Source organism: Pseudomonas sp. IT-P258, from assembly GCF_949767825.1.
In the GTDB taxonomy this organism is placed as follows: Bacteria; Pseudomonadota; Gammaproteobacteria; order Pseudomonadales; family Pseudomonadaceae; genus Aquipseudomonas; species Aquipseudomonas monachiensis.
This window is the reverse complement of the sequence record NZ_CATKPU010000019.1, coordinates 63166-84610: the sequence shown is the minus strand read 5'-3', so window position 1 is coordinate 84610 and position 21445 is coordinate 63166. Positions and strand designations below refer to the sequence as shown.

Annotated in this window: 23 protein-coding genes; 16 read left to right on the top strand and 7 right to left on the bottom strand. The window is 62.6% G+C overall.

The window, feature by feature from the left end; genetic code table 11:
- Positions 1–52: 52 nt before the first annotated feature.
- Entirely contained in the window at positions 53–595 is a 543-nt protein-coding gene (thpR, locus tag ACM6G4_RS06960; protein WP_414913340.1) for an RNA 2',3'-cyclic phosphodiesterase, read from the bottom strand.
- Positions 596–717: 122 nt separating this feature from the next.
- Between thpR and ACM6G4_RS06955 the strand changes: the two genes are divergently transcribed.
- A complete protein-coding gene (locus ACM6G4_RS06955; RefSeq protein WP_056727280.1) occupies positions 718–912 on the top strand; it encodes a hypothetical protein in 195 nt (64 codons plus the stop codon).
- A 14-nt stretch (positions 913–926) separates the two neighbouring features.
- Here ACM6G4_RS06955 and ACM6G4_RS06950 read toward each other — a convergent pair whose 3' ends face one another.
- Both ACM6G4_RS06950 and ACM6G4_RS06945 read right to left on the bottom strand, forming a co-directional pair.
- Positions 927–1280 carry a DUF1428 domain-containing protein gene (locus ACM6G4_RS06950; protein WP_056727283.1) on the bottom strand — a complete coding sequence of 118 codons (354 nt, stop codon included), beginning with the start codon at positions 1278–1280 and terminating at the stop codon, positions 927–929.
- Positions 1281–1297: 17 nt separating this feature from the next.
- A complete protein-coding gene (locus ACM6G4_RS06945; protein ID WP_414913339.1) occupies positions 1298–2362 on the bottom strand; it encodes a hypothetical protein in 1065 nt (354 codons plus the stop codon).
- A 44-nt stretch (positions 2363–2406) separates the two neighbouring features.
- Here ACM6G4_RS06945 and ACM6G4_RS06940 point away from each other — a divergent pair, with 44 nt between their 5' ends.
- Together ACM6G4_RS06940 and ACM6G4_RS06935 are read left to right on the top strand one after the other, a co-directional pair.
- Positions 2407–2688, top strand: a complete 282-nt coding sequence (locus ACM6G4_RS06940; RefSeq protein WP_414913343.1) for a hypothetical protein — start codon at positions 2407–2409, stop codon at positions 2686–2688.
- Positions 2685–2945: a hypothetical protein gene (locus ACM6G4_RS06935; RefSeq protein ID WP_056727286.1), complete on the top strand. Its 261-nt coding sequence runs from the start codon at positions 2685–2687 to the stop codon at positions 2943–2945. Before ACM6G4_RS06940 ends, ACM6G4_RS06935 begins: the two co-directional genes overlap by 4 nt.
- Positions 2946–2982: 37 nt before the next feature.
- On the opposite strand, the gene ACM6G4_RS06930 is transcribed toward ACM6G4_RS06935, so the two are convergent.
- On the bottom strand, positions 2983–3219 hold the full coding sequence (locus tag ACM6G4_RS06930) for a hypothetical protein (protein ID WP_056727288.1): 237 nt from the start codon (positions 3217–3219) through the stop codon (positions 2983–2985).
- Positions 3220–3399: 180 nt separating this feature from the next.
- On the opposite strand from ACM6G4_RS06930, the gene ACM6G4_RS06925 reads away from it, so the two are divergent.
- The 6 genes from ACM6G4_RS06925 to yghX all read left to right on the top strand — a co-directional run bounded on the left by ACM6G4_RS06925 (position 3400) and on the right by yghX (position 10526).
- Entirely contained in the window at positions 3400–5163 is a 1764-nt protein-coding gene (locus tag ACM6G4_RS06925; protein ID WP_056727289.1) for an L-lactate permease, read from the top strand.
- Positions 5164–5267: 104 nt separating this feature from the next.
- Positions 5268–6767, top strand: coding sequence for a glycolate oxidase subunit GlcD (glcD, locus tag ACM6G4_RS06920; protein WP_414913338.1), 1500 nt, complete (start codon positions 5268–5270; stop codon positions 6765–6767).
- Positions 6767–7831: a glycolate oxidase subunit GlcE gene (glcE, locus tag ACM6G4_RS06915; RefSeq protein WP_414913337.1), complete on the top strand. Its 1065-nt coding sequence runs from the start codon at positions 6767–6769 to the stop codon at positions 7829–7831. The genes glcD and glcE overlap by 1 nt, the downstream gene beginning before the upstream one ends.
- Positions 7832–7834: 3 nt before the next feature.
- Positions 7835–9052: a glycolate oxidase subunit GlcF gene (gene glcF, locus ACM6G4_RS06910; RefSeq protein ID WP_223542421.1), complete on the top strand. Its 1218-nt coding sequence runs from the start codon at positions 7835–7837 to the stop codon at positions 9050–9052.
- A 19-nt stretch (positions 9053–9071) separates the two neighbouring features.
- Positions 9072–9473: a heme-binding protein gene (locus ACM6G4_RS06905; RefSeq protein ID WP_056727301.1), complete on the top strand. Its 402-nt coding sequence runs from the start codon at positions 9072–9074 to the stop codon at positions 9471–9473.
- 165 nt (positions 9474–9638) lie between these two features.
- Positions 9639–10526: a YghX family hydrolase gene (gene yghX, locus ACM6G4_RS06900; protein ID WP_414913336.1), complete on the top strand. Its 888-nt coding sequence runs from the start codon at positions 9639–9641 to the stop codon at positions 10524–10526.
- A gap of 70 nt (positions 10527–10596) precedes the next feature.
- Here yghX and ACM6G4_RS06895 read toward each other — a convergent pair whose 3' ends face one another.
- Together ACM6G4_RS06895 and ACM6G4_RS06890 are read right to left on the bottom strand one after the other, a co-directional pair.
- Entirely contained in the window at positions 10597–11250 is a 654-nt protein-coding gene (locus ACM6G4_RS06895) for a peroxiredoxin (RefSeq protein WP_056727305.1), read from the bottom strand.
- Positions 11251–11364: 114 nt separating this feature from the next.
- The gene (locus ACM6G4_RS06890) at positions 11365–12309 is read right to left on the bottom strand and encodes an aldo/keto reductase (RefSeq protein WP_414913335.1); all 945 of its coding nucleotides are present in this window, start codon (positions 12307–12309) and stop codon (positions 11365–11367) included.
- Between the two features lie 129 nt (positions 12310–12438).
- On the opposite strand from ACM6G4_RS06890, the gene ACM6G4_RS06885 reads away from it, so the two are divergent.
- The 3 genes from ACM6G4_RS06885 to ACM6G4_RS06875 all read left to right on the top strand — a co-directional run bounded on the left by ACM6G4_RS06885 (position 12439) and on the right by ACM6G4_RS06875 (position 14622).
- Positions 12439–13227 (top strand): alpha/beta hydrolase, encoded by a 789-nt coding sequence (locus ACM6G4_RS06885; RefSeq protein WP_414913334.1) that lies wholly within the window; start codon positions 12439–12441, stop codon positions 13225–13227.
- Positions 13228–13343: 116 nt separating this feature from the next.
- A complete protein-coding gene (locus ACM6G4_RS06880; protein ID WP_414913333.1) occupies positions 13344–13964 on the top strand; it encodes a hypothetical protein in 621 nt (206 codons plus the stop codon).
- Between the two features lie 19 nt (positions 13965–13983).
- On the top strand, positions 13984–14622 hold the full coding sequence (locus tag ACM6G4_RS06875) for a helix-turn-helix transcriptional regulator (RefSeq protein WP_414913332.1): 639 nt from the start codon (positions 13984–13986) through the stop codon (positions 14620–14622).
- Positions 14623–14624: 2 nt separating this feature from the next.
- On the opposite strand, the gene ACM6G4_RS06870 is transcribed toward ACM6G4_RS06875, so the two are convergent.
- Positions 14625–15512: a LysR family transcriptional regulator gene (locus tag ACM6G4_RS06870; RefSeq protein WP_056727311.1), complete on the bottom strand. Its 888-nt coding sequence runs from the start codon at positions 15510–15512 to the stop codon at positions 14625–14627.
- 91 nt (positions 15513–15603) lie between these two features.
- Between ACM6G4_RS06870 and ACM6G4_RS06865 the strand changes: the two genes are divergently transcribed.
- From ACM6G4_RS06865 to ACM6G4_RS06850, 4 genes are all read left to right on the top strand, one after another.
- Positions 15604–17046 (top strand): aldehyde dehydrogenase family protein, encoded by a 1443-nt coding sequence (locus tag ACM6G4_RS06865; protein WP_414913331.1) that lies wholly within the window; start codon positions 15604–15606, stop codon positions 17044–17046.
- Between the two features lie 13 nt (positions 17047–17059).
- Complete coding sequence (locus ACM6G4_RS06860; RefSeq protein WP_056727315.1) at positions 17060–18046, top strand: dipeptidase; 987 nt, start codon at positions 17060–17062, stop codon at positions 18044–18046.
- Between the two features lie 106 nt (positions 18047–18152).
- Positions 18153–19706, top strand: coding sequence for a BCCT family transporter (locus ACM6G4_RS06855; protein WP_223541787.1), 1554 nt, complete (start codon positions 18153–18155; stop codon positions 19704–19706).
- Positions 19707–19729: 23 nt separating this feature from the next.
- The gene (locus ACM6G4_RS06850; RefSeq protein WP_056727318.1) at positions 19730–21445 is read left to right on the top strand and encodes a hypothetical protein; all 1716 of its coding nucleotides are present in this window, start codon (positions 19730–19732) and stop codon (positions 21443–21445) included.

The following is a 21445-nucleotide window of genomic DNA, read 5'->3' as shown; positions in this document are numbered from 1 at the left end:
AAGCGCGGGCTGAAACGACGATAATCGTCGGCCGCGAAATCATCCGGGCTTTTTATTGGGGGTCAATCAAAGGCCATTCGGCCAGCGCCCGATAACGGCCCTTGTGGGATTCGAACAGGGTGAACCGGTCGGCACGCAGGAAAAACTCCGGCGTCGTTGCGGACTCCGGTACCGGCGCCCGATAGTCCCGCGCCAGGGTCAGGTGCGGACGGTATTCCCTTGGGGCCTGCTCCAGGCCGAACGGCAACATCGCCTGTTCCAGGGCATACACCAGGCGCAGCAATGCCGGGGGCGCCTGCTGTGGCGCGAGCACCAGCGCGCCTGCCCTGCGCCACACGTCCAGCCGGTCCAGCACCACCGTCAAGCGCTCGCCCGGTGTACGGATCGCCGCCGCCGCGGTACAGACTTCGGCAATCTGCGCCACGCCCACCGCCCCCAGAAACTTCAGCGTCAGGTGAAAGTTTTCCGCCGGCACCGGCCGTCCGTTGCGCAGTTGCAATGCACTGCGCCATTGCGCTATCTCCCGGCGCTGGGCCGGGGCGCAGTTCAACGCAAAGAACAGACGCTTGAACGGCTCGCGGGATTCGTCGCTCATGCCGGGCACCTCCTGGGAAGACTGCCTGAGTGTACTCAACTCTCGAATGCCGGCCAGCGCATATGTGGCGTCGCCGAGCATGCGAGTTATAGTTTCAGCATCCCGAAAAACCGGAGGGGGCCATGCGACAGATCATCAGCAAGGAACCATGGTGGGCCAGACCGCCCGAGCCCGGCCAGGATGAACTCAAGCTGGAATGGGGCTGGCTGGTGCATTACAGCGAAGGCGAGCCGCGCTTCGAGTTCATCCGCGAGCGGCCGACGGACGACGAGATCCGCCAGCGCAAGAGTTGCAGGATCACCCCGACGCCGGAGTGATCCCGCGTGCGGCGTCAGGCCTGGAGGAGTACTTCGAACCCGCCGTAGACCATGCGCTGGCCGTCGAAGGGCATCGGATTGACGTCCGGCTTCATGCGCGGATCCTGCATCATCCTGTCCATTCCGGCATTGCGAGTGGCCTTGTCCGGCCAGATGATCCAGCCGAAGGCCACGGTTTCACCGTCCTTGAGCTTCACCGACATGGGAAACGAGGTGACCTTGCCTTCCGGGACATCCTCGCCCCAGCATTCGACCACGCTCAAGGCACCGTTTTCCTTGAAGATCGAGGCGGCGATTTCGGCGTGCTTGAGGTATTGCCCGCGGTTGGCGGTGGGTACGGCAGCGATAAAACCATCGACATAAGACATGAGCATTTCTCCTTGGGTCATGGGGTGTTCTGCTGGGTAGTCGGTTGCGATGGCGTCAAATCGACAGTCCCGGCGCTCAAACCGACCGGCGGTGCAGTGCGGTCCGCCAGGCTGCCTTCGATCTGCCCTGCCATGTACAGCGTGCCGGCCATGACGCCGGTCGTCGGGTTCTGCACCAGCTTGAGCCAGGCCTTGTCGAAGGTATTGCCCAGGCTGCTGCGGATCAGCGCCTCACTGTCGGGCCGGTCGTTGGCCTGAATCAGTGCGCGAATGCCCGCCACCCCTACAGTGATCAAGCCACCGGCGAGTTTTCCGGCGGCCGCGGCCACGGCGCTGGCAGCCCCACGCGGGGCCATCTCGGCTTCCATCCGCCGGCTGGCGCGCCTGGCCACCGGCGCCATCGCGGTGTCGGTCGAACCCACGCCCCTGTCGCCGCCGGCCTTGTGGATTTTGTCGATCAGCGCGGCGTAGGCCGGCAAGGTGTTCAGCGGATCGGTGTGCACGATCTGGTACAACGAGGCGTTCCGCGCCGGGGGTGGACCGAGGGCGATGGCCGGGATTTTCTGGATACGCCCGTTGAGCTGGGCTATCGGCACGCCGTGGCGGGTAGAGATCTTCTGCAGCTCTTCCTTGAGAATGTCGACGTAGAACGCCACTGACAGGCCCAGAATCGAATCGGGATCGACTTCCAGCGCCACCGGGGCCAGAACCTTCTCTTGATAGGCTTCGAGCAGGTAGGCCGCCAGACGTTTTTCCGATGCGTCCTGCTCGCCCTTGGCGCTGAGGGTGTACCAGCTGACCTTCATCGATAGCCATTCCTGGGTCCAGTAACTGCTGAACCATGGAATGAAGTTCTGTTCGGTCAATTCATAGACCCGGGTACGCCAGTAATCCATGGCACCGCGGGAGTAGATTCGGGTTTGCTCGGTGGCCGACTGCGACGCGGTGACGATCTCCCGGTCCACTTGTTGCCAGGTGCTCGCTGAAACGATGACCGGTGCCGTTTCCACCGGCGCACGCGGGGGTGTGGCGCAGCCTGCCAACACCACCAGCACGGTAATGATCAGCGAACGCAGGTTCACGATGGCGGCTTCCTACAGTTGTCATCGAACCGGAGGTTCGGTGATTGGACAACCTCTGTTTTGAGTATAGGTGGCGGCATGTGCATGGCCGCGAAGGGGCCCGCATCATCAGCACAAAAACCACCATCACTGGCGTCGATATTCACCATCGCCGCGATTGCCTTCCGCTTGTACGCCGTCAGCGTAGGATCGATCCCAAGCCAACACGAAGCCCCGAACCGGAGGGGAACCTCATGCTGATCCATCTGCTGACCTGCCTGGCCCTGACGGCGTTCACATTGAGTGTGTTTACCTGGTACGTCCTGAGCGAGGAACAAACATCATGATTAACACTGTCACCCTCGCCGTACGTTTCCCGGTGTTCGGCAACAATTTCTACGCGCAGGAATTCGAGTCATGTAAAGAGTTGACTCTGATGTTCGACAAAAATTTCGAGGCGTTGCTGATCCCGGCAGCCGATCATCACTTCAGCAACGAAGTGGTCGGGCTCAATGATCAGTTCCGGTTTTTGAATGACCTGCTGGTCGAGCATCTGCTGGAAGTCGAACTGGCAAAAAGCTCGGCACGTTCGTTCGGGTTCTGACAGCGACCGCCGGTCGCCCGGGCACAGACGGCACCGCTCACAATGTTCGCTGGCTATTGCCGATCCCCTTGGCAATATCGATCCCCCAATCCATCGCCGCTTCCATGTCCAGCATATGCGGCCGTGGGTCGTGGTTTTCATCGATGGCCGTACCGTCCGGCCGATAGATACCGATGAACATGCCCAACGAACCGTCTTTCAATATCTCGGCCGTGACTTTGATGTTGCATCCGTTCGATAGCGTTTCCTTGTGCTCCATATGGCGCTCGGTCATGACTGCATTGCTCCCCTGGCTGAATTCAAACCCTACTGGCCATGCTAGCTCAGCCCTCCGGAATGCGCCGATTGGCAGGACCGGAGGCCTGCCCTGACAGCGGCGCAATGCCACCTATACTGAAGACCACCTCCCCCCCAGGGGATCTGCACGTCCAACAATAAAAAGCAGAGGTGGAACATGGTCTGGCAGCAAGTCTACGATCCGTTCGGTAACCCGGTGCTTTCAACGCTCATGGCGGCGGTGCCGGTAGTGGTGATGCTGGCGTCCCTGGCGTTTTTCCATGTCAAGGCGCACCTGGCGGCATTGCTCGCCCTGGCCTCGGCCTTGCTGATCGCGATCTTCGCCTTCGGCATGCCAGCGGGCATGGCCGGTTCGGCGGCGTTGTTCGGTGCGGCCAACGGCCTGCTGCCCATTGGCTGGATCGTGTTGAACATCATCTTCCTGCACCGCCTGACCACCGAGAACGGTTCGTTCAAGGTGTTGCAAGACTCCCTGGCGCGCATCACCGATGACCGGCGCCTGCAATTGCTGCTGATCGCCTTCTGCTTCGGGGCGTTTTTCGAAGGCGCGGCCGGATTCGGCACGCCGGTGGCGGTGACCGGGGCAATCCTGATCGGGCTGGGGTTTTCGCCACTTGCCGCTTCAGGGCTGGCACTGATCGCTAACACCGCCCCCGTGGCCTTCGGCGCCCTCGGCACGCCGATCATCACCCTGGCCAAGGTCACCGGGCTCGATGAAATGGAACTGTCGATGATGGTCGGCCGGCAGTTGCCGTTCTTCTCGGTGCTGGTGCCGTTCTGGCTGATCTGGGCCTTTGCCGGCTGGCGCAAGATGCTCGAAATCTGGCCGGCGATCCTGGTGGCCGGGGTCAGTTTTGCCGTACCGCAGTTCCTGGTGTCCAACTATCACGGGCCGATGCTGGTGGACGTGATCGCCGCACTGATTTCCATGGCCTGCCTGACCGGTTTCCTCAAGGTGTGGAAACCGGCCACCGTACACACGTCCGCCGCCCTGACCGGCCGGGTCGACAACTCGAAAATCGACGCCGAGCACGACGAAAAGCCAGTACCCACTGCAACCTTTGCCAATGAGGCAAAACCGGCAGTGATGCGGGCGTGGATGCCGTGGCTGATCCTGACGGTCTTCGTGTTCATCTGGGGCACCCAGGGCTTCAAGAACACCTTCGACACCCGCCCCGCCATCGACCCGCAAACCAGTGCCGCCAAGCTCGATCCACAGGGCAAGCCGATGCGCGAGGCGAATCCGCTGTTTGCGCCGGTCGTGACCTTCACCACCCTGCACTTGCAGGTCGAGAAAGTCCCGCCCGTGGTGGCCGCGCCGAAAACCGAAGAAGCGGTATACAAGTTCACCTGGTTCACCGCCACCGGCAGCGGCATTCTGCTGGCGGCGATTGTCGGCGGTTTGCTGATGGGGTACTCGATCCCGCAACTGATTCACCAGTACCTGCGCACCCTGTGGGTGGTGCGTTATTCGCTGATCACCATCGCGGCAATGCTCGCGCTGGGCTTCCTCACGCGCTACTCGGGCCTGGATGCGACCATGGGCCTGGCTTTCGCCGCGACGGGCATTTTCTACCCGATGTTCGGCACCCTGCTCGGCTGGCTCGGCGTGGCGCTGACCGGCTCGGACACGGCGTCCAACGTGCTGTTCGGCGGTTTGCAACGGGTGACGTCCGAGCAACTGGGCATCAGCCCGGTGTTAATGGCCGCCGCCAACAGTTCCGGCGGGGTCATGGGCAAGATGGTCGACGCCCAGTCGATCGTGGTCGCCTCCACCGCCACCCGCTGGTACGGCCATGAAGGGGAAATCCTGCGCTACGTGTTCTTCCACTCGATTGTGCTGGCGATCCTGGTCGGTGGCCTGGTGACGCTGCAGGCCTACGTCGCGCCGTTCAGCCACATGGTGGTGGGCGGGCACTGAATCGACCCCACATGGTACGTCGTGCAGACAAACATCCCAATGGACAGTCGGCTGTATCAGGCCAATGATGAAGGTCAGTGGCCTCCTGCGAGAATCGTGAACCCATGAACATTCTCTACGATGAACGCGTTGACGGCGCCCTGCCCGATGTCGACAAACAGGCGCTGTTGCAGGCCCTGCAAACCCGCTTGCCGAATCTGCAAGTCCTGCATCAGCGCGAGGAACTCAAGCCCTACGAATGCGACGGCCTGTCGGCCTATCGCACCACGCCGATGCTGGTGGTGCTGCCCCGGCACATCGAGGAAGTCCAGGGGGTGCTGCGGGTCTGCCATGAACTGCACGTCCCCGTCGTGGCCCGTGGCGCCGGCACCGGGTTGTCCGGCGGTGCGCTGCCCCTGGAGAAAGGCGTGCTGCTGGTGATGGCGCGCTTCAACAACATCCTGCACATCGATCCCGCCGCCCGCGCTGCGCGGGTACAGCCCGGTGTACGCAATCTGGCGATCTCCCAGGCGGCGGCACCCTTCGGCCTGTATTACGCGCCGGACCCGTCCTCGCAAATCGCCTGCTCCATCGGCGGCAACGTCGCGGAAAATGCCGGTGGCGTGCACTGCCTGAAGTACGGCCTGACCGTGCACAACGTGCTCAAGGTCGACATCCTCACCGTCGATGGCGAGCACCTGAGCCTGGGCTCCAACGCCCTCGACGCCCCCGGTTTCGACCTGCTGGCGCTGTTCACCGGGTCCGAAGGCCTGCTCGGGGTGATCACCGAGGTCACGGTCAAGCTGCTGCCCAAGCCCCAGACCGCCAAAGTGCTGCTGGCGACGTTCGACTCCGTGGAAAAAGCCGGGCGCGCCGTCGGTGACATCATTGCCGCCGGCATCATCCCCGGCGGCCTGGAAATGATGGACAACCTGGCCATCCGCGCCGCCGAGGACTTCATCCACGCCGGTTATCCGGTGGATGCCCAGGCCATTCTGCTGTGCGAACTCGACGGCGTTGAAGCCGATGTCTCGGATGACTGCGAGCGGGTGCGCCAGGTGCTGCAACAGGCCGGCGCCATCGAGGTGCGCCAGGCCAGGGACGAAGCCGAGCGCGTGCGTTTCTGGGCCGGGCGCAAGAATGCCTTCCCGGCGGTGGGCCGCCTCTCGCCGGACTACTACTGCATGGACGGCACCATCCCCCGTCGCGAACTGCCCGGCGTGCTGCACGCCATCGCCGAGCTCTCGAAGGAATACGGTCTGCGGGTGGCCAACGTGTTCCATGCCGGCGACGGCAACATGCATCCGCTGATCCTGTTCGATGCCAATCAACCCGGTGAACTTGATCGCGCCGAAGCCCTGGGCGGCAAGATCCTGGAGTTGTGCGTGAAAGTCGGCGGCAGCATCACCGGTGAACACGGCGTGGGCCGCGAGAAGATCAACCAGATGTGCGCGCAGTTCAACAGCGATGAGCTGACCCTGTTCCATGCCGTCAAGACCGCCTTCGACCCCGGTGGCCTGCTCAACCCCGGCAAGAACATTCCGACCCTGCACCGCTGCGCCGAATTCGGTGCCATGCACATACACGGCGGTCAGTTGCCCTTCCCCGAGCTGGAGCGTTTCTGATGCGCAGCCCTGAAGATTTCGATGACAGCCAGTCACTGCTGGAACAGGTCAATCAGGCGCTGGAAAACGCCACGCCGTTGCGCATCCAGGGTTCCAACAGCAAAGCCTTTCTCGGGCGCACCACGGCCGGGGAAATTCTCGACACCCGTTCGCACCGGGGCATCGTCAGTTACGACCCGACTGAACTGGTGATCACCGCCCGTTGCGGCACACCGTTGTCGCAGCTGGCGCAGGTGCTGGACGCCGCGCAACAGATGCTGCCCTGCGAGCCACCGTCCTTCGGCGACGGCGCCACCGTCGGCGGCATGATCGCCTGCGGGCTGTCCGGGCCAAGGCGCCCGTGGTCCGGTTCGGTGCGGGATTTCGTGCTCGGCACGCGGGTCATCACCGGCCACGGCAAGCTGTTGCGCTTCGGTGGCGAGGTGATGAAAAACGTCGCCGGCTACGACCTGTCGCGCCTGATGGCCGGTAGTTACGGCAGCCTCGGGCTGATCACCGAAGTTTCCCTCAAAGTGCTGCCCAAACCCCGGCAAGCCTTAAGCATCAGCCTGGAAATGGACGCCGAACGGGCCTTGCTGCGCCTGGCGGAATGGGGCCAGCAGCCGTTGCCGATCAGTGCGGCCTGTCACGACGGTTCGCGCCTGCACCTGCGACTGGAGGGCGGCGAGGGATCGGTGGCGGCGGCCCATGAGCGCCTCGGTGGCGAACGTCTGGAGGCTTGCTGGTGGGACGATCTCAATGAACAGCGCTTGAGTTTCTTCGATCAAGACCAACCGCTGTGGCGCCTGTCGTTGCCACACAACACGCCGCTTTTGTCGCTGCCGGGGCGCCAGTTGATCGACTGGGGCGGTGCCCAGCGCTGGCTGAAATCCGATGCCGATGCCGCGTACATCCGCCAGGTCGTCAACGAGGTCGGCGGCCATGCCACCTGCTTCAGCCACGGCCTGTCCGACAGCCCCTTCCATCCGCTGCCACCGGCGCTGATGCGTTATCACTGCAACCTCAAACAACAACTCGATCCACTGGGCATCTTCAACCCCGGACGCCTGTACGCGGAGCTATGAACCATGCAGACGACCTTGAGTGAACGCGCCAGCCATCTGCCCCGCGCCGCAGAAGCCGAAAGCATCCTGCGCACCTGCGTGCACTGCGGGTTTTGCAATGCCACGTGCCCGACCTATCAATTGCTCGGCGATGAACTGGACGGACCACGGGGCCGTATCTACCTGATCAAGCAGGTGCTGGAAGGCAACGACGTCACGCAAAAGACCCAACAGCACCTGGACCGCTGCCTGTCGTGCCGCAACTGCGAAACCACCTGCCCGTCGGGCGTCGATTACCACAACCTGCTGGACATCGGCCGGGCGGTGGTCGATGCGGCGGTGCCGCGCCCGCTGGGTCAGCGCCTGTTGCGCGAGGGGTTGCGCCAGACTGTGCCGCATCCAGAGCTGTTCAAGAGCCTGGTCAATGGCGGCCAGGTGTTCCGCGCGCTGCTGCCCGGCACCCTGCAAAGCAAATTGCCGCGCAATGCACCGCCGGCCAAACAGCGCCCCGTGACCGTGCGTGAGCGTCAGGTGCTGATGCTCGAAGGTTGCGTGCAGCCCAGCCTGTCACCCAACACCAACGCCGCGGCGGCGCGGGTGCTGGACCGGTTGGGGATCAGCGTCATCGCGAGCCGCGAAGCCGGTTGCTGCGGCGCCGTGGACTACCACCTGGACGCCCAGGCCATCGGCCTCGACCGTGCCCGGCGCAACATCGACGCGTGGTGGCCGGGCATCGAAAAAGGTGCCGAGGCGATTGTGCAGACGGCCAGCGGTTGCGGCGCCTTCATCAAGGATTACGGCCACCTGCTCGCCAGCGACCCGGCCTATGCCGACAAGGCGAAAAAGGTCAGCGCGCTGGCCCGGGACCTGGTGGAGGTGTTGCGCGACGAACCGCTGGAAAAACTTGGCATTCACGCCTCGCAACGCCTGGCTTTCCATTGCCCCTGCACCTTGCAGCACGGGCAGAAACTCGGCGGTGCCGTGGAAGCGCTGCTGACCGGACTCGGTTTCAACCTGACCTCCGTCCCCGACGGCCACCTGTGCTGCGGTTCGGCGGGCACCTATTCGCTGACCCAGCCCGAACTCTCGCGACAACTGCGCGACAACAAGCTCAACGCCCTGGAAAGCGGCCATCCCGAGGTCATTGTCACGGCCAACATCGGCTGCCAGTCGCACCTCGACGGCGCGGGCCGAACCCCGGTGCGACACTGGATCGAACTGGTCGAAGCCGCCCTGCCTTAACCGAACCCTGGAGATGCCCATGAACAGCAAAGCCGTCCTGAGCCAGGCCGAAGTCGGCCAGATCATCAAAGCCGCCCGCGCCGAAGCACAGGCCAATCAATGGGCCGTGACCATAGTGGTGGTCGATGACGGCGGCCACCCGCTGGCCCTCGAACGCCTCGACGGCTGCGCCCCCGGCAGTGCCTACATCGCCACCGAAAAGGCCCGCACTTCAGCCCTCGGGCGGCGCGAATCGAAAAGCTATGAGGACATGGTCAACGCCGGGCGCTACGCTTTCCTGTCAGCACCCTTGCTGACTTCGCTTGAGGGTGGCGTGCCGATTGTTTTCGATGGCCAGGTGATTGGTGCCATCGGGGTGTCGGGCGTCAAGCCCGGGCAGGATGCGCAGGTGGCCAAGGCCGGGGCGCAGTGCCTGAAATGAGGTTTTGGAATCACCATTTAACCCCTGTGGGAGCGGCGGTGCGGCGATCCGACTTGCTCGCGAAGACGGCGGCACATCCAACATCCATGTATCTGACACACCGCTTTCGCGAGCAAGCCCGCTCCCACAGGGTCCGTGTTCAACCTTCTGTGAGGAGTTGCAGCAATGACCCGTCTAACTGCCAAAGACTTCGCCCCTGAACTGCTGGAACTGTACGACTACTACGCCCACGGCACGATCAACCGCCGGGAGTTCCTCGACCGTGCGGCGCTGTTTACCTTCGGCGGTTTGACCGCTGGTGCCCTGCTCGCCGCGCTAAGCCCAAACTATGCGCTGGCCGAGCAAGTCGAGTTCACCGATCCGGACATCATTGCCGAATACATCACCTACCCCTCGCCCAAGGGCCACGGCCAGGTTCGCGCTTATCTGGTGCGTCCGGCCAAGGCCACCGGCAAGGTGCCGGCGGTGGTGGTCGTGCACGAAAACCGTGGGCTCAACCCCTACATCGAAGACGTGGCCCGGCGTCTGGCCAAAGCCGGGTTCATCGCCCTGGCCCCGGATGGCCTGAGTTCGGTCGGCGGTTATCCCGGCAATGACGACAAGGGCCGCGAGCTGCAGGCCAAGGTTGACCCGGAAAAGCTCATGAACGACTTTTTCGCCGCCGTCGAGTGGATGATGAAACACCCTGCCGCCACTGGCAAAGTCGGCATCACCGGGTTCTGCTACGGCGGTGGCGTGACCAACGCCGCCGCCGTGGCCTATCCGGAACTGGGGGCCGCCGTGTCGTTTTATGGCCGTCAGCCAACGGCCGAGGAAGTGCCCCGGATCAAGGCCCCGGTGATGTTGCACTATGGCGAACTGGATACGCGGATCAACGAAGGCTGGCCCGCCTATGAGACAGCGTTGAAGGCCGGGGGCAAGACCTATGAGGCCTATATCTACCCTGGCTGCAACCATGGCTTTCACAATGATTCGACACCGCGTTATGACGAGGCGGCGGCGAAGCTGGCGTGGGAGCGGACGTTGGGTTGGTTTCGCAAGTATCTGGTTTGACCAGAGGTTGAAGCCGGCAGGGCTGGCCCCATCGCGAGCTTGCTCGCGATGGCGGCATCACTAATGGCGACTACTTCGGCTGAGCCACGGTCCGCAGATACGGCTTCAGGGTCTTGAAGCCATCCGGGTATTTCTTCTTCGCGTCTTCGTCAGACACTGAAGTCGGGATGATCACGTCTTCACCCGGCCGCCAGTTAACCGGCGTGGCAACGGTGTGCTTGGCATTGAGTTGCAGGGAATCGAGCAGACGCAGCACTTCATCGAAATTGCGCCCGGCGCTCATCGGGTAGATCAGCATGGCCTTGACCTTCTTGTCCGGGCCGACGATGAACACCGAACGCACCGTGGCGTTGTCCACCGCCGTGCGCGCGCCGCCGCTGGCATTAGGGTGAATCATGTCGTAGAGCTTGGCCACCACCAGGTTTTCGTCGCCGATCAGCGGATAGTTGACCGCCGTGCCCTGGGTCTCGGCGATGTCGCCGACCCAGCGGTTATGGTCACTGACCGGGTCGACGCTGAGGCCCAGGACCTTGGTGTTGCGCTTGTCGAATTCCGGCTTGAGTTTGGCCAGGTAACCCAGTTCGGTGGTGCACACCGGGGTGAAATCCTTGGGATGGGAAAACAGGATGGCCCAGCCATCGCCGATCCATTGGTGAAAATTGAGGGTGCCTTCAGTGGTGTCGGCGGTGAAATCCGGTGCTTCGTCGCCAATGCGGATAGCCATGTTCGATCTCCTTGCAGTGATGGACAGGGACGCCGTCAGGCCCACGAATGCGCTTTCAACGGCATGGACGCGAGACAGTATAGGAGAGGATCGACGACTCACCGCAACGGGTCGCTAGCCCACCAGCGCAATCAATTGCTGACGCTGGGCATCGGTGAGCATCGGGCCGAAACCGGCCCGGGCATTTTCCGCCATGTAGCGCGGGTTGCCGGTGCCGGGAATCACGCAGGTCACCGCCGAATGTGACAGCAGGAACTTCAGCGCCAGTTGCGGCCAGCTCTTGACCCCGACCTGCGCCGCCCAGCCTGGCAGCGGCTTATCTTTCAGTTTGGCCAGCAAGCCGCCACCGCCAAACGGCCGGTTGCAAATCACCGCCACGCCCCGCTCGCGGCACAACGGCAGCAGGCGTTTCTCGACGCCGCGATCATCCAGGGCGTAGTTGATCTGCAAGAAATCCACTGGCTCGGCCTTGAGTACCGCTTCCACTTCTTCATAGGCCGATGCCGTGTAATGGGTGATGCCGATGTAGCGGATACGCCCTGCTTCCTTCCAGTGGCGCAGGGTCGGCAGGTGCGTCTGCCAGTCCAGCAGGTTGTGGATCTGCATCAGGTCGATCCGGTCGGTCTGCAACAGGGCGAAGGATTGTTCCATCTGCGCGATGCCTTCTTCGCGGCCCCGGGTCCACACCTTGGTGGCCAGGAAGGCCGGCGAGCGCGGCTCATGGATCGACAGCAACTCGCCGATGGTCTGTTCGGCGCGACCGTACATCGGCGAGCTGTCGATCAGCTTGCCACCCTTGTCGAACAAGGCATCCAGCACTGCGGGCAAGTCCTTGTAGGCCGGTTGCGAAGGCTCGACATCGAATCCGCGGTAAGTGCCCAAGCCTACGATCGGCAAGAACTCGTTGCTGGAAGGAATGGCGCGGGTCTGCATGGTCTTGCCTCCTGTTCCCGTTGACGGCGCGGGTTGTGCCCCCGCCTGACCGAAGGTGAAGACCGCCGAAGCACCGGCAGCCAGCGTGAGTACTTCTCTACGGGTGTAACCCTCAGGATGGCTCATAAAACGTTTCTCACCAGTCGCCAGGGTCCGGGCTGTTGCGCCGACATCCCGGATAACCCGCGCCAAGGGTCGATTGACTACACTCAGAAAGCCTTGCGGCGCCAGCCACTTTCAAACCCCGAGCAGTCAATGCCGCCCACTAACGTTAGTCGAATGTCACGCACCTTGTTGTTACTCGTCGTCATCGTCGCTGCGTTGTACCTGGCGCTGTGCGTGGCGCTGTTCGTGTTCCAGCGGGCGCTGATCTACTACCCGCAACCACGCGCCGTCGGGACCGCCGGGATGCTGCTCACCCTGCCGGTCGCTGACGCGCAGGTGCTGGTTTCCATCCGACCGCACGAAGGTCCCAACGCACTGATTTATTTTGGCGGCAATGCCGAAGACGTCTCGCACAACCTGCCCGGGTTCTCTCAAGCGTTCCCTGACTACGCCCTGTACCTGCTGCATTACCGTGGTTATGGCGGCAGTTCCGGCTCGCCTTCCGAAGAGGCCATTGCCCGCGACGCCATCACTTTGTTCGACCAGGTACATGCCAGCCATCCGCATGTGGCGGTGGTCGGCCGCAGCCTGGGTTCCGGGGTGGCCGTGCGCCTGGCCAGCGAACGCCCGGCCGCGCGACTGGTGCTGATCACGCCCTACAACAGCCTCGAAGGGCTCGCCGCCCGGCAGTTTCGCTGGTTTCCGGTGCGCTGGTTGTTGAAGGACAAATACCCGTCCTGGCAGTACGCCGCCCGCATCACGGTGCCGACACTGTTGATCGCGGCCGAGCATGACGAGGTGATTCCGCGCCCGAGCACCGACCGTTTGTACACGCACTTCACCAAAGGCGTGGCATCACTGCGGGTGATACCGGGGACGGGGCATAACTCGATCGGCGAAAGCCCTGAATACTTAAAGGCGCTGGGGGATGGGTTGTAGCCAGCAAAGTAGTACGTGGCGACCATTGGTCCGAGATTATGTCTTCGCCCAATAAAAACATATTTTTATGCCTATATTGATATTGTCGAACGTTCCCACTCTCTGAGGGTGCCGTCATGAATATCAAAACCCTGGCTTTGCTCCTGCTGGCTCTATGTGCGCAACCGGTCTGGAGCCAGACGCCTGCCGCCGCGGCCGACAGCCCCGCGCTGACCACGCGCCTGGCCGAGCGTGACCTTTGGGTCGAACACATTTTCTGGATCAGAAACTACGCGCTGGCCAATCAATCCGCCGACAAAAAGCAAGCCAAAGCCGCGGCGGACCAAGTGGTCGACAACGCTACCAAAATCGCCAACAGCATCGCCCCGCTCTACGGCCAACCGGCGGCGGATCAACTGCTCAAGCTGCTTGCCGGCCATTGGGGCGCGGTGAAACACTACAGCGATGCCACTGTCGCCAAAGACGCCAAGGGCAAGCAAGCCGCCGTCACCGAGTTGACCAGCAATGCCAAGGCGATTGCGGCTTTCCTGGCCACCGCCAACCCCAATCTGCCGGAAGCCACACTGGTCAACATGTTGTCAGCCCATGGCGGCCACCACGTCGCCCAGATCGATGAGTTTGCCGCGCACGATTACGCTGGCGAAGCCCGCACCTGGGCGATGATGCGCACACACATCCTGGCCCTGGCCGACGCCTTGACCGGTGCGCTGGTCAAGCAATTCCCGGACAAGTTCTGATATCGCGCGAGGGCACACCATGCTGGAAGGACTGGGCCGAACACAGCAGGACCTGCTCAATGCGCTGCTGCACCACGCGGGCGGCATGAGCATTGACGAGTTGGCTGAACATCTGGCCGTCACGCGCACGGCGATCCGCCAACACCTGGCGGCGCTGGAGCGTGATGGTCTGGTGCTGCGCGGCGACACCCGGCCGACAGGGCGTCGCCCCGAGCAGCTGTATCGGCTCACCGACCACGCGCGGGAGCAGTTCCCTCGCCACTATCAGCTACTGGCCAGCGTTTTGATTGATGAAGTCGCCGCCATCATTGGTCCCGAAGCCCTGGCCTCGCTGATGCGCAGCATGGGCCGCAAGCTGGCTTCGGACCGTGAACAGCAGGTCGTGGATGAAGCCAGGATCGTCCAGCACATGAACCAGGCGGGCTACGAAGCCGAGGTGTTTTTTCGCTCAAGCGAGACGCCGGAAATCGTCGCGCATAACTGCGTGTTCCATCGCCTGGCCGCCGCGCACCCGGTGGTCTGCGAACTGGACCTGGCCTTGATCGGCGCACTGGGCGGCGGTGAAGTCGAGCACAGCGAGTGCATGGTGCGTGGCGGGCATGTCTGTCGCTTCAGGTTGCGACCGACAGAAAGCCCGGAGCCCCCACACGAACACTGACCTTACAGATCGATCATCTGCATGTTCGCTTTGAGAAAGCCCATCAACTCGGCTGCCGCTGGCGACAGGCTGTGCCCCTTGCGGCACAGAATGCCGATCTGGCGTTCCAGCCGCGGTTCTGAAAGCGGCAGGAACGTCAGTTTCTCATTGCCCTGCGGGAACGCCAGGGACGGCAACGTGGTGATGCCAATGCCCTCTTCAAGCATCGCAATCAGCGAAATCATGTTGGAGACGAACAGCAGACTGCTGTCCAGCAACCCCGCCGCTTCCGTGCCCGCGAGCAAGCGCGAGGTGCCATTGCGCACTAACGGATAGGCTTGCAGGCTCGACCAATGCAGTGCCTCACCCTGGGCCACCAACGGATGATCGTGGCGGCAGACCACACCCACCCGATCACTCAGGATCGGCACGAACTCAATGTTTTCGTCGGCCGCCCACACGCTACTGATCGCAAAATCCACCTGCCCCTGGACCAACAACTGCTGCACGCTGTCGGCATTGCCGTCCTGCATGCTGATCTGCATTTTCGGGTGCTCGCTGACAAACCGCGCGAGCAGATGCGGCAACAACCGACTGGCCACCGACGGCACCGTAGCGATGCTCACCTGACCGATTTCATGCCGCGCCAGCAAACTGACTTCCCGGGCGATGCGGTCGTGATGCGCCAGTAAATCCTGGAACAGCGGCAAACAGTGCTCGCCGAATGGCGTCAGTTCGGTTTTGCCGCCCTTTTCGAATAATGGCTGGCCGAGTTTCAGCTCTAGTTCGCGCACAGCCAGGGACAGCGCCGGTTGCGTGCGATAGGCCTGCCTTGCCGCGCCATGGAAGCTTTTCAGCTGGGCAACCAGGACGAAATAGCGCAGTTGGGTAATCTTCAGCTCGGGAAGCACGGTAAGTTTTCCTTATCATTTCATATTTATTATTAATTTTTATTTGCAGACTAATACTCTCAAGATGGGGCCAACGCAATCGGAGGTTCCCATGGCACTGCAACCCTACAAAAACTACATCGGCGGCAACTGGTGCGAAGGCCAGGGCGTTATCGCCAACCACAGCCCTTCGGATGTTCAAGACCTCATTGGCCATTACCACCAGGCCAGCGCCGAGCAGACGCTGGATGCCATCGCCGCCGCCCGCGATGCCCAGCCGCAATGGGCCGCCAGTGGCCTGGAGCAGCGCCAGCAAGTATTGATGGCCATCGGCAACGAGTTGATGGGGCGCAAGGAAGAACTCGGCGAACTGCTCTCCCGGGAAGAAGGCAAGCCGCTGGCCGAGGGCGTCGGCGAAGTCAATCGCTCCGCGCAATTCTTCCACTACTACGCGGCTGAAGTGCTGCGTCAGATGGGTGAGACAGCCGACTCGGTACGTCCCGGCATCGAGATCGAAGTCCAGCGTGAACCGGTCGGCGTGATCGGCATCATCACGCCGTGGAATTTCCCCATGGCCACCGCCGCGTGGAAGATCGCCCCGGCCCTGGCCTTCGGCAACGCCGTGGTGTTCAAACCGGCAAACCTGGTACCGGCCAGTGCCTGGGCCCTGACTGAAATCATCAGCCGCCAGGCCTTGCCCGCCGGCACCTTCAACCTGGTCATGGGCAGCGGCGCGGTGGTTGGCGAAAGCCTGATCCAGTCCGCCGACATCGATGCGTTGACCTTCACCGGTTCCCTGCAGACCGGTCGCCGCGTCGCGGTCGCCACCGCCGGCAATCTGGTGCGTTGCCAACTGGAAATGGGCAGCAAGAACGCCTTGGTGGTGCTCGATGACGCCGACCTCGAAATCGCCGTGGAATGCGCGTTGAACGGCGCCTTCTTCGGTACCGGGCAAAAGTGTACGGCCTCTTCGCGATTGATCGTCTGCGACGGCATCCATGACCGCTTCGTCGAGGCGCTGGTGGCACGCATGCGTCAACTGAAGGTCGGTCATGCGCTCGGACAAGGGGTGCAGATCGGCCCGGTGGCTGAAGCCCGGCAACTGGAGCAGAACCTTCATTACCTGCAACTGGCCGAAGACGAAGGCGCAACCCTGGTCGAGGGCGGCGAACTGCTGAACCCGCAACCGGCCGGGCACTACATGCGCCCCGCCCTGTTCACCAACACCCACAACAGCATGCGCATCAATCGCGAAGAGGTTTTCGGGCCGATTGCCTGTGTGATCCGGGTCGGCGATTACGAAGAAGCCCTCGCCGTGTTGAACGACACCGAATACGGCCTCACCGCCGGGATCATCACCCAGTCGCTGCGTTATGCCAGCGACTTCAAGCGCCGTGCCCGCACCGGTTGCGTCATGGTCAACCTGCCAACCGCCGGCACCGATTACCACGTGCCGTTCGGCGGCCGCAAAGCCTCCAGCTTCGGGCCGCGCGAGCAAGGGCAGTACGCCCGCGAGTTCTACACCGTGGTCAAGACCACCTACGTGCGTCCTTGAACAGGAGATCACCATGCACGATTTATTGATGATCGACGGTCTGCAATATTCCCACTGGAACGAAGAGATCTTTCGCCAGATGCAGGCTGGTGGCCTGAGCGCGGTGCACGCCACCATCGCCTACCACGAGAACGCCAGGGAAACCCTGTCGCGCATCGGCGAATGGAACCGGCGCTTCGAAACCTGGCCCGAACTGATTCGTCCGGTGCGCGAGGCTTCGGACATTCGCCTGGCACACCAGGAAGGCCGCGTCGGGATTTTCTTCGGATTCCAGAACTGCTCGCCGATCGAAGACGACATCAGCCTGGTGGAGGTTTTCCGCCAGCTCGGCGTACTGATCATGCAGCTCACCTACAACAACCAGAGCCTGCTGGCCAGCGGTTGCTACGAGACCGAAGACAATGGCATCAGCCGTTTCGGGCGCCAGGTGATCCGCGAGATGAACCGCGTCGGCATGCTGATCGACATGTCCCACAGCGCCGAGCGCAGCACCCTGGAAGCCATCGAGTTGTCGAGCCGGCCGGTGATCGTCTCCCACGCCAACCCGTCGAGTTTCCACGCGGCCAAACGCAACAAGTCCAATGCGGTGTTGCGCGGCATCGCCGAGTCCGGTGGTCTGCTGGGTTTCAGTACTTACCCGTTTCACCTCAAGGGCGCGTCGGGCTGCACCCTGGAATCGTTCTGCGACATGGTCGCCAGCACGGCGGAGCTGATGGGCGTCGAACACATCGGCATCGGCACCGACCTGTGCCAGCAACAACCCCTGCAAGTGCTCGAATGGATGCGCAACGGGCGCTGGAGCAAAGACAAGGATTACGGCGAAGGATCAAAGGACAACGCCAACTGGCCGGCACCGCTGCAATGGTTCCGCGACAGCCGGGATTTCCCGGTCATCGCCCAGGGCCTGCGCGACCGTGGCTTCGCCGAGGACGAGGTACGCAACATCATGGGACTCAACTGGTTGCGCCTGCTGGAAAACGCTACGACGGCGCAAGACTGACTCTTGATCGACACCGTGAGGACAGCATGAAAAATAACAACAATAGCCTCCCGTTCATCTCCCCGACCGGCGATGCACAGCCCCAGGCGCGTATTTTGGAGGCATCATGAAAACATCCGACTCCCTGCAAGCCGACGTCCAGCCACTGGACCTCGCACCGCCGAAAAAAGACATCGACTGGCCGCTGTTTTTAATCAGTGGCGGCTTCCTCGGCGCCTTCCTGATCGCGGCACTGATCGACATCGATGGCGTATCGCTGTTGGTGAACACGCTGTTCGCCTGGTCGACGAAGTTCTTTGGCTTGTACTGGCAGATCCTGATGCTGGCGACCTTCGCCATGAGCCTGTTCATCTGCTTCAGCAAATGCGGGCGGGTACGCCTGGGCGGCGTCGACCAGCGTCCCGATACCAGCACCTTCAATTGGATCGCCGTGATCATGTGCGCCCTGCTCGCCGGTGGCGGTGCGTTCTGGGCGGCAGCGGAACCGATGATGCACTTCGCCAGCCCGCCACCGTTGTTCGCCGGGGTGCAGCCTCACACCGAAGCCGCCGCACACGCTGCGCTCGCGCAATCGTTCGTGCATTGGGGCTTTCTGGCCTGGGCAGTACTGGGCAGCCTGCTGGCCATCGTGCTGATGCATTTGCACTACGACAAAGGCTTGCCACTGGCACCGCGTACCCTGCTCTATCCGTTGTTCGGTGAGCGTGCGCTCAAGGGCCCGATCGGCACGCTGGCGGACGCCACCTCGATCATCGCCGTCGTCGCCGGAACCATCGGCCCGATCGGTTTCCTCGGCCTGCAAATCAGCAGTGCGTTGCATTCGGTCTGGGGCATTCCCAATGACCTGATGGTGCAGTCCATCACCATCGTGCTGGTCACGGTGATGTACACCATTTCCTGCCTGGTCGGCCTCGAAGGCATCCGCTTCGTCAGCGGGATCAACGTCTGGCTGATGATCGGCCTGGCGGTGTTCATGGTGCTGCTGGGGCCCACCGCTTTCATTCTCGGCGGCTTTCCCACCGCGTTCGCCTTGCACCTGGAGCAGTTCATTCCGATGACCCTGTTCCGCGCCGATCCGAAATGGCTGGACTGGTGGACGGTGTTCTACTGGGGCTGGTTCATTGGCTACGCGCCGATGGTCGCTCTGTATGTGGCGAAGATTTCCCGTGGCCGGACCATCCGTGAAGTGATCATGACCCTGTCGATCATCGCACCGCTGGTAACCATGTTCTGGTTCACCATCGTCGGTGGCGCCGGCATCGGCATGGAATTGCAGACGCCAGGCATCGTCACCGCCCACGGCGCGCAGCCCGAAGATCTGCTGCTGGGCGTGACCCAGAACCTGCCCCTGGGCGGGCTGATCTCGGCGCTGTTCCTGTTCCTGAGCTTCATCTCGGTGGCCACCAACGGCGATGCGATGGCGTTCACCGTGGCGATGGCGATGTCCAGCAATGACAAGCCAAAGCCATGGCTGCGCGCCTTCTGGGCCATCGGCATGGGCCTGGCCGCGGTGGTGTTGATCACCATTGGTTCGGGCGGGGTCACGGCGCTGCAATCCTTTATCGTAATTACTGCCGTACCGGTTTCACTGCTGATCCTGCCGTCGCTCTGGGATGCTCTGCGCATCGCCCGGCAGATGGCTCGCGAACAGGCAGTCTGACGATGAACAGTTCAGGAATCGCAATGATGTCGCACACCGACACAGACACCTCTTCGGCCTTGCGGCCCACCGCCCGGGTCATGGACCTGGAGCGACTGGGCAGCCACTTTCAAAGCCGCTTGAGTTTCGTGCGCAGCAGCATGCGGCGGATGATGAACGAGCAGTGGCGCATCCAGCGCACCTGCTTCGACCTGGATGCCGAGGGCTTCGGTACGGCGATCTACCGCATCGACACCGCCAGTGCCCACTATCACTGCGTGATTTTCTCCACGTACCTGCCGCCGGAGAAGCGCAGCGACCGGGTCATCGCCGATCAGTGGGATGTCAGTTTTGTCCTGCTCGCCGGCGATGTCGATGAGCAGCAACTGGCTGACCTGCGACGCAATGTGCCGTTGCAGGAAGCCGGGCGTTTTGATTCGCGAGTGCTGGTGCTGTCGCGGGCCAACCGCAGCCTGCGCAACTTCGAACGCTTCCTCGAAGCGCTGGCCGAAGGTTGTCAGCCAGACCCGCGGCAACTGGCCGAGGTCGGCTACCTGTATCGCACCACCGCGGTGTACGGCAACGGCAAGTTCGGCATCGCCGACTTCAGTTGCCTGCAAGGCACTGCGGACTTCACACAACCCTTCAGCGCCCAGATGTTCACCGTGTATCTGTTGCGGCATTTCAGCATCGAGCAGATCGAACACATGGCCCGTGCGCGCAATCCACAGCGGGCGGTGGGCCTGGACCCTGCCCTGCAGCGTTACCTTGGTGTCGGCAATTCCACGGGGCTGGGCATGGCGCCGTTCCTGATCAATCACCCGCAACTGGTCAACCAATGGCTGTGGGCCAGGGAAACCGCACTGGCGCAGGTTGTGGCGCAAGCGGCTGACTTGCCTCATGCCCAGCGCTTTCAGGCGTTGCTGCTACGGGCCCGCCGGCACTTGCAGCAAACCAGCACCGAAGACCAACGGCAAAGCGGCATCGACCAGCAGACGCTGGCCGATCTCGAGCAACTGGCCGAGTGGTTCGCGGGGCAGTCGGTCAACGCGGGGTTGTGGTCACGCCTGCAAGCCTGGGCCGAGGTGAACGTCGGCACCGGTTGCCAGGAACTGCTGGTCAGCCTGCTGCTGGAGTTGTACCCCGAACAGGTCGATCCGCTGGCCGAGCAGATGTCGGTCAACGAGGGGTTTCGCCTGAACGCCGAGATGCCACTGGATGAGCTGTGCGATCTCATCGAGACCAAGTACCGCTGGGCGCTCGACTACGACTTGAGCGACGCCGAGGCCAACCACTTTTTCTGGTATCGCTCGGCGGAAAAGGAAGAACCACGCCTGGGCGAGCGGGCCATGGAGCCAGGCGCCGAGAAGGAAATGCAGTTGGGGATCGCGCACAACATTCAACGTTGTCATCGCGCCCTGCTGGCCTACCGCGAGCAACACCCACGGCAATTGACCGCGCACTTTCTGCTGGCGCTACCGCAGTTCAAAGGCACAGTCTGCCGCCTGCAAGGCATGGCCCGCTGCGCCTTCGGGGAAATCCGCGCCAACCTGATGGACCGCGGCATGCTGCCGATCCACTTGCTGCGCTGCAAGCTGGCGTTCTTCGGCGCCGGCAAGTTCGACCCCAAGTCCAGCCGCTGGGTGCGCATCACCTTGTTTCAGGGGGCACCGCTGGTCAGCGAGATCGGCCAGCCGTTCCCCGACGACTGGAATTTTGCCGTCATGCCTGAACTGACCAACGCTGCCGGAGCACTCTGA

Excerpts from the sequence above, each read along its gene's own strand:
- ACM6G4_RS06850 (WP_056727318.1), top strand. The coding sequence starts at position 19,730 with ATGATGTCGCACACCGACACAGACACCTCTTCGGCCTTGCGGCCCACC.
- ACM6G4_RS06855 (WP_223541787.1), top strand. The coding sequence starts at position 18,153 with ATGAAAACATCCGACTCCCTGCAAGCCGACGTCCAGCCACTGGACCTC.
- ACM6G4_RS06905 (WP_056727301.1), top strand. The coding sequence starts at position 9,072 with ATGAACAGCAAAGCCGTCCTGAGCCAGGCCGAAGTCGGCCAGATCATC.
- ACM6G4_RS06885 (WP_414913334.1), top strand. The coding sequence starts at position 12,439 with ATGCCGCCCACTAACGTTAGTCGAATGTCACGCACCTTGTTGTTACTC.
- ACM6G4_RS06950 (WP_056727283.1), bottom strand. The coding sequence starts at position 1,280 with ATGTCTTATGTCGATGGTTTTATCGCTGCCGTACCCACCGCCAACCGC.
- glcE (WP_414913337.1), top strand. The coding sequence starts at position 6,767 with ATGCGCAGCCCTGAAGATTTCGATGACAGCCAGTCACTGCTGGAACAG.
- ACM6G4_RS06935 (WP_056727286.1), top strand. The coding sequence starts at position 2,685 with ATGATTAACACTGTCACCCTCGCCGTACGTTTCCCGGTGTTCGGCAAC.
- ACM6G4_RS06880 (WP_414913333.1), top strand. The coding sequence starts at position 13,344 with ATGAATATCAAAACCCTGGCTTTGCTCCTGCTGGCTCTATGTGCGCAA.
- ACM6G4_RS06860 (WP_056727315.1), top strand. The coding sequence starts at position 17,060 with ATGCACGATTTATTGATGATCGACGGTCTGCAATATTCCCACTGGAAC.
- glcF (WP_223542421.1), top strand. The coding sequence starts at position 7,835 with ATGCAGACGACCTTGAGTGAACGCGCCAGCCATCTGCCCCGCGCCGCA.
- glcD (WP_414913338.1), top strand. The coding sequence starts at position 5,268 with ATGAACATTCTCTACGATGAACGCGTTGACGGCGCCCTGCCCGATGTC.
- ACM6G4_RS06875 (WP_414913332.1), top strand. The coding sequence starts at position 13,984 with ATGCTGGAAGGACTGGGCCGAACACAGCAGGACCTGCTCAATGCGCTG.
- ACM6G4_RS06890 (WP_414913335.1), bottom strand. The coding sequence starts at position 12,309 with ATGAGCCATCCTGAGGGTTACACCCGTAGAGAAGTACTCACGCTGGCT.
- ACM6G4_RS06895 (WP_056727305.1), bottom strand. The coding sequence starts at position 11,250 with ATGGCTATCCGCATTGGCGACGAAGCACCGGATTTCACCGCCGACACC.
- ACM6G4_RS06865 (WP_414913331.1), top strand. The coding sequence starts at position 15,604 with ATGGCACTGCAACCCTACAAAAACTACATCGGCGGCAACTGGTGCGAA.
- thpR (WP_414913340.1), bottom strand. The coding sequence starts at position 595 with ATGAGCGACGAATCCCGCGAGCCGTTCAAGCGTCTGTTCTTTGCGTTG.
- yghX (WP_414913336.1), top strand. The coding sequence starts at position 9,639 with ATGACCCGTCTAACTGCCAAAGACTTCGCCCCTGAACTGCTGGAACTG.
- ACM6G4_RS06930 (WP_056727288.1), bottom strand. The coding sequence starts at position 3,219 with ATGACCGAGCGCCATATGGAGCACAAGGAAACGCTATCGAACGGATGC.
- ACM6G4_RS06955 (WP_056727280.1), top strand. The coding sequence starts at position 718 with ATGCGACAGATCATCAGCAAGGAACCATGGTGGGCCAGACCGCCCGAG.
- ACM6G4_RS06925 (WP_056727289.1), top strand. The coding sequence starts at position 3,400 with ATGGTCTGGCAGCAAGTCTACGATCCGTTCGGTAACCCGGTGCTTTCA.